6 protein-coding genes are annotated in these 5,609 nt (G+C 69.4%); 3 read left to right on the forward strand and 3 right to left on the reverse strand.

Going from position 1 to position 5,609, the window contains the following annotated elements; all coding sequences use genetic code 11:
* The 3 genes from ACLL81_RS00765 to ACLL81_RS00775 all read right to left on the reverse strand — a co-directional run.
* Positions 1-1,076, reverse strand: a 1,076-nt coding sequence (locus tag ACLL81_RS00765; RefSeq protein WP_411286439.1) for a PstA family ABC transporter permease, incomplete at its 3' end; no start/stop codon positions are given.
* Positions 1,069-2,508, reverse strand: coding sequence for a phosphate ABC transporter permease subunit PstC (gene pstC, locus ACLL81_RS00770; protein WP_411286440.1), 1,440 nt, complete (start codon positions 2,506-2,508; stop codon positions 1,069-1,071). The genes pstC and ACLL81_RS00765, both read right to left, overlap by 8 nt.
* 99 nt (positions 2,509-2,607) lie before the next feature.
* A complete protein-coding gene (locus ACLL81_RS00775) occupies positions 2,608-4,029 on the reverse strand; it encodes an ATP-binding protein (protein WP_411286441.1) in 1,422 nt (473 codons plus the stop codon).
* 128 nt (positions 4,030-4,157) lie between these two features.
* Here ACLL81_RS00775 and ACLL81_RS00780 point away from each other — a divergent pair, with 128 nt between their 5' ends.
* From ACLL81_RS00780 to ACLL81_RS00790, 3 genes are all read left to right on the forward strand, one after another.
* Positions 4,158-4,817, forward strand: a complete 660-nt coding sequence (locus ACLL81_RS00780) for a sensor histidine kinase (protein WP_411286442.1) — start codon at positions 4,158-4,160, stop codon at positions 4,815-4,817.
* A 3-nt stretch (positions 4,818-4,820) separates the two neighbouring features.
* Positions 4,821-5,102 (forward strand): SemiSWEET family sugar transporter, encoded by a 282-nt coding sequence (locus ACLL81_RS00785; RefSeq protein WP_411286443.1) that lies wholly within the window; start codon positions 4,821-4,823, stop codon positions 5,100-5,102.
* A 65-nt stretch (positions 5,103-5,167) separates the two neighbouring features.
* Positions 5,168-5,609 (forward strand): tetratricopeptide repeat protein (locus ACLL81_RS00790; RefSeq protein ID WP_411286444.1); only part of this gene is annotated, 442 nt, incomplete at its 3' end.

The following is a 5,609-nucleotide window of genomic DNA, read 5'->3' on the forward strand; positions in this document are numbered from 1 at the left end:
TGGGCCAGGGACAGGATCGCCCCCGTCATCACGCCGGGCATGGCGAGCGGCAGGACGTGGTGGAACACCGTCTGGGTGCGCGAGGCGCCGACCCCCAGCGCGGCTTCGCGGATCGAAGGCGGCACCGCCTTAAGGGAAGCACGGGTGGCGATGATCACCGTGGGCAGGGCCATAAGCGCCAGCACCAGCCCCCCCACCAGGGGCGAGGACCGCGGGACCGCCATCCAGTTGATGAACACCGCCAGGCCCAGCAGGCCGTAGACGATGGAGGGCACCGCGGCGAGGTTGTTGATGTTGACCTCGATCACATCGGTCCAGCGGTTCTTCGGCGCGAACTCCTCAAGGTAGACCGCCGCCAGTACGCCGATCGGCACCGCCAGCAGGGCGGTCACCAGCAGCATCATGGCCGAACCCACCACGGCGCCCAGCACGCCGGCCTGCTCCGGCTCCGTGGAGTCGGAGTTGGTGAGGAAGTTGACGTTGAAGCCCGAAGAAATCCCGCCCTGGGCCTTCAGCCGATCAAGCCAGGCGAGCTGGCGATCGTCGAGCTTGCGGCTGTCCTGGGCCGTAGAGCGCTTCAGTTCGCCCTTGTAGTAGAGCGCCGCGTCCGCCCGCACGGGCCCGGTGACGGTGAGCGTCGTGCCGATCAGGGCGGGGTTGGCGCGGACCTGCTCCAGAATCTGAAAGCCGAGATCGCTGGACAACAGCTCCCGGACCTTGCCGGAGGTCTCGCCGGCGGCGTCATCCGTCTCGCCGAGCCTGGCCAGGACCGCCTCGGCCACCAGCAGGTCGTAATTGGCGCTGGCCAGGTCCGCGCCATCGACGCGGGCTGGATCCACATAGACCGCAACGCTCATCCGGTAATCGACGAAGGTGGTGTAGCCCTGGTGCACGATGCGCACCAACAGGACGGCCAGGAAGCCCAGCGCCAGGGTTATGGCGAGGCGCCCGTACCAGCGGAACCGGGTCTCCTGCCGGCGCCGAGCCTTCAGGCGCGCCTGCACGGCGCTGCGGACCTCGACGGACCGCACGCCGGCGTGGGGGGAAGCCCCTTCTGAGCGGGGGACGTCAGTCATACTGTTCCCGATACCTCTGCACGATGCGCAGCGCGACGATGTTGAGCATCAGGGTGACCGCAAACAGCGTCAGGCCCAGGCCGAAGGCGGACAGGGTCTTGGGACTGTCGAACTCCTGGTCGCCGGTGAGCAGGGTGACGATCTGCACCGTCACGGTGGTCACCGTGTCCAGCGGATTGAGGGTGGTCTTGGCCTGCAGGCCGGCGGCCATGGTGACAATCATGGTCTCGCCGATCGCCCGGGAGACGGCCAGCAGCATGGCGCCCATGATGCCAGGCAGCGCCGCGGGCAGCACCACCCGCTTGATGGTCTCGGACCTGGTGGCGCCCATGGCCAGGCTGCCGTCGCGCAGGGACTGCGGCACGGAATTGATGATGTCGTCGGACAGCGAGGAAACGAACGGGATCAGCATGATCCCCATGACCGCGCCGGCCACCAGCGCCATCTGGTTCTGAACCTGGCTGAGATAGAGCCCCAGCTCGTTGAACCGCCCGCCGACCAGGTCGGCGCCGATGCCGTTGAAGAAGGCGCGGAACAACGGGCCTACGGTGAGCGCGGCGAAGAAGCCGTAGACCACCGTCGGCACCCCGGCCAGGATCTCCAGTAGCGGCTTGACGATGGCCCGGGTCCAGCCGCTGGCGTACTCGGCCAGGTAGATGGCCGAGAACAGGCCGATCGGGGCCGCCACCACCATGGCGATCAGCATGATCAGGAAGGTGCCGGCGAACAGCGGTACAGCACCGAACGCGCCGGCCGTGGCGAACTGGTCGGCCCGCATGGCGATCTGCGGATCCCACTGGGTCCCGAACAGAAAGTCCAGCAGCGGCACCGCCTGGAAGAACCGCCAGCTCTCGTAGGCCAGCGAAGCGACGATCCCGACAGTGGTCAGGACGGCCACCACCGAGCAGGCGATGAACAGCACGGCCGTCCAGCCCTCCACCCGGTTGCGGGCGCGGAATTCGGGCCGCAGACGGCGGAAGGCGAGGAAGAACCCGCCAATCGCCAGCACCCCGGCCAGCACCAGGACGCCGTAGCGCAGGGCCTGTTGCAGGCGTTGGGCCTCGGCCACCTTGGCGTCCAGGGCCGTGCGCAGGTCGCCGGAATAGAGGGTTTCGCTGGGCTGGCCGCCGCCGGCCAGGGCGTGGGCGTCGTCGAAGAACACCGTCTGTTGCTGGTCGGCCAGGGCGGCTACGGCGGCCGGGACCTCGCTGCGTAGCAGGGCGCTCTCCGCGCGCCCGCCAAACGCCGCGTGGGCCAGCAGCACCAGCGCCGCCGGCACAGCCACCCAAAGCATCACATAGGCGCCGTGGTAACCCGGCCGCGAATGGGGACGTGCATCCCGCGCCACGCTGGCGGTCAGCTTCCGCCGGCCTAACGCGTAGGTGGCCGCGGAGAACAGGAGCAGCGCCGCCAGGGCGGCCCAGGTCATCATCAGGCGATCCCGCGAGTCCGGACATGCAGCTTCGGAGCGGTCTGACCGCACCCTGCGCGGCGGACACTGCCCGCCGATTGCAGTCGTCATGCTACAGTTTCATGACACTTTCGCGACGAGGCCCGCTGCCGGCAGAGCGGGGGCGGCGATCAGCGGAAAATATACCGTGAAGGTGGTCCCCTGATCGCGCAAGCTTTCCACCGACAGGCCGCCGCGGTGGCGGTTGGCGATGTGCTTGACGATGGCCAGGCCCAGGCCCGTGCCGGCGCGCTCATGGCTCTTCTGGCCCTCGACCCGATAGAACCGTTCAGTGAGCCTGGGCAGGTTCTCACGCGCGATGCCCGCGCCGCTGTCGGTGACCCGCAGGACGGCGTAGGTCTCGGCCGAGTGGTCGGGGGTCAGCAGCGACAGGCGCTGGGCCTCGGCGCGCAGGCCGGCGGCGCAGGCCTCGGCGGTCAGGCCGCTCTCCACCTCGATGCGCACCTTGGCGCCGGGGGGCGAGTACTTCACTGCATTGTCGATCAGGTTCTGCGCCACCTGGACGATCTGGTCGCGGTCGCCGAGCACTCGGGCGGCCCCGCCACGGGCCAGGACCGGTTCTAGCACCACGCCGCGCTCCCGGGCCAACTGGGTCACCGCGTCAACCACGTCCATCACCGCCTGGGAAAGATCGACCTCGTCGTCCGGGGCGATATGCTCGTTCAACTCGATGCGGCTCAGCGACATCAGGTCGTCGATCAGCCGGCTCATCCGCTCGGCCTGGGCGTGCATGATTGCCAGGAAGCGGTCGCGGGCGGTCCGGTCGTCCTTGGCGTGGCCGCGCAGGGTCTCGATGAAGCCGGTCAGAGAGGCCAGCGGCGTGCGCAGCTCGTGGCTTGCGTTGGCCAGGAAATCGGTGCGGGTGCGCTCCACCCGGCGCACTTCGGTCTCGTCGCGGAAGGCCAGCAGCGCCAGGTGCGCGCCGTCGAGGGCGAGGCCCAGGGGCCGGGCGTGAACCCGCAGGATGCGCGCCTGCACGCCGCCGGTCTCATAGACGGTCTCGGCGTCCCGGGCGCCGAATAGCGCCTCGTCCACCACCTCCAGCACCTGGGGATCGCGCACCAGGGTGACCAGCAGGCCTTCGCTGTGCTGGATGCGCAGCAGCTCGCGCGCCGCGGTGTTGGCGAACACGTAGCGACGGTCTGACAGGTCGTCGCGCTCCGACGCCTGGATCACCAGGATCGGGTCCGGCAGGGCGTTGATCAGGGTGGCGTAGGGGGCCGCCTCCCCGGCCCCGCGGGCGACCTGCGGCGCTTCATCCGCCGCATCGGTCTCCGCCCGGCGGTCGGCCACGATCATAGCCAGCGCGGTGGTCGCGGCGATGAACAGCAGCGCCGCCACCGCCGCCGGCGCGTCCAGCCGCTGCAGCGCCGCCAGCGCCAGGATCGAGGCCAGGCCCGCGAACCCCGCCGCGACTACCGGCCATAGCGAAGCCTCCCGCTTGCGCGGCGCCATGAGCGAAGGCGGCTGCAGGAGCGGCAAGGCGAATCTCTCCGTGGTGGAAGTGTCCAGCATCCGCATGGATATGTCACCGACATGACAGTCAGCCCCGCCCGTTTGAAGGAACCGCGCTGACAGGGCTACGGTTGAGTGACTGGAGGCGCCGACGCATGCAAGTTCCCGAGCAAGCGGACATGGCGGCCCTGCGCTTGGCGCTGGAGCGCGAACTCGCCCTGCGGCGCGAGATCGACCACCGGGTCAAGAACAACTTTCAGCTCGTGGCTTCACTGCTGGTCCTGCAGGCCCGCCGCAGCGAGAGCGCTGCGGCCCGCGACGCCCTGAGGGCGATGAACCAGCGGGTCACCGCGATCAGCGTGCTGCATCGACAGGTCTATCGCGACGACGGCGCCGAGTGGGTGGACGCCGCTGTGATGGTCCGCGAACTGGTCGGCGACCTGGCCGCCTCGGCGGGCCGCGACGGCGTCAGATTCTCGATGAGCCTCGATCCCGTGATCCTGCCCGCGGCCCAGGGCGCGCCCCTGGCCCTGGTGGCTGGCGAGCTGGTCGGCAACGCCCTGGGGCACGGGTTCCCCAAGGGCCGGGCCGGCGTTGTGACGGTCACCCTGGACCGCACGGCCGACGGCTTCGAACTGATGGTCGCCGACGACGGGGTGGGCTTTGAGGGCGAGGCGCCGCGCGGCTTCGGCCTGACCCTCGTTCAGCTGTTCGTCGAGCAGCTTCGCGGGCGGCTGGAGGTCAACCCGGCGCAACCGGGCGTCCGCGCGCTCGTTAGCGTCACCATGAGCCCCACCGAACCTGCGCCGGCCTGACCGGTGTCCAATCTCGCCAACATCGTCGGCACGGGCGCCGCCCTGTGCTCCATGTCGAGCTTCATCCCGCAGATCGTGAAGATCGTGCGCGAGCGCGACGCGTCATCGGTTTCGTTGCGCATGTACGTGGTGACGGTGACCGGCTTTACCCTGTGGATCGCCTACGGCGTGCTCACCGGCGCCTGGCCGGTGACCGCCGCCAACACCGTGTGCCTGGGAATGTCGGCCACCATCCTGGGGTTGAAATGGCGGTTCGGTCGCAAGTCCCGGGCCGCTCGGGTCTAGCCAGCGCGGGACGGGCGTCTTAAGGCTCCCAGCCTGGCCCGTTGGGGCGCGTTTGAGGTCCCGGGATGAACCAACGGTTGGCGGCGGCGGAGGCGGCGTTGCAGGCAGGCTGCGGGCCGGAGGCGATCGAGCATCTGATCGGCGCCATCACCGAGGACCCCGCCCAGACCATGCAGGTCTATCGCGCGCTGGTCATGCAGTTCTATCGCGCCAAACGCCACGGGGAGGGCGTGGCTTGGTCCGACAAGGCGCTGGCTCGGTTCCCGCGAGACCTCGACTTGTGGAACCTGCGCGGCGTTATGCTGCGGCAGCTCAAGCGCTTCCCCGAGGCCTTGGCGGCCTATGACCAGGCGCTGAAGATCCGCCCCGGGTACGTGCCTACCCTGTCCAATCGCGGCAACGTCTATGTCGATATGAAAGACGGGGTCCGGGCGGAGGCGGCGTTGCAGGCAGGCTGCGGGCCGGAGGCGATCGAGCATCTGATCGGCGCCATCACCGAGGACCCCG

Source organism: Phenylobacterium sp. (genome assembly GCF_046590535.1).
In the GTDB taxonomy this organism is placed as follows: Bacteria; Pseudomonadota; Alphaproteobacteria; order Caulobacterales; family Caulobacteraceae; genus Phenylobacterium.

Excerpts from the sequence above, each read along its gene's own strand:
- pstC (WP_411286440.1), bottom strand. The coding sequence starts at position 2,508 with ATGATGACCTGGGCCGCCCTGGCGGCGCTGCTCCTGTTCTCCGCGGCC.
- ACLL81_RS00780 (WP_411286442.1), top strand. The coding sequence starts at position 4,158 with ATGCAAGTTCCCGAGCAAGCGGACATGGCGGCCCTGCGCTTGGCGCTG.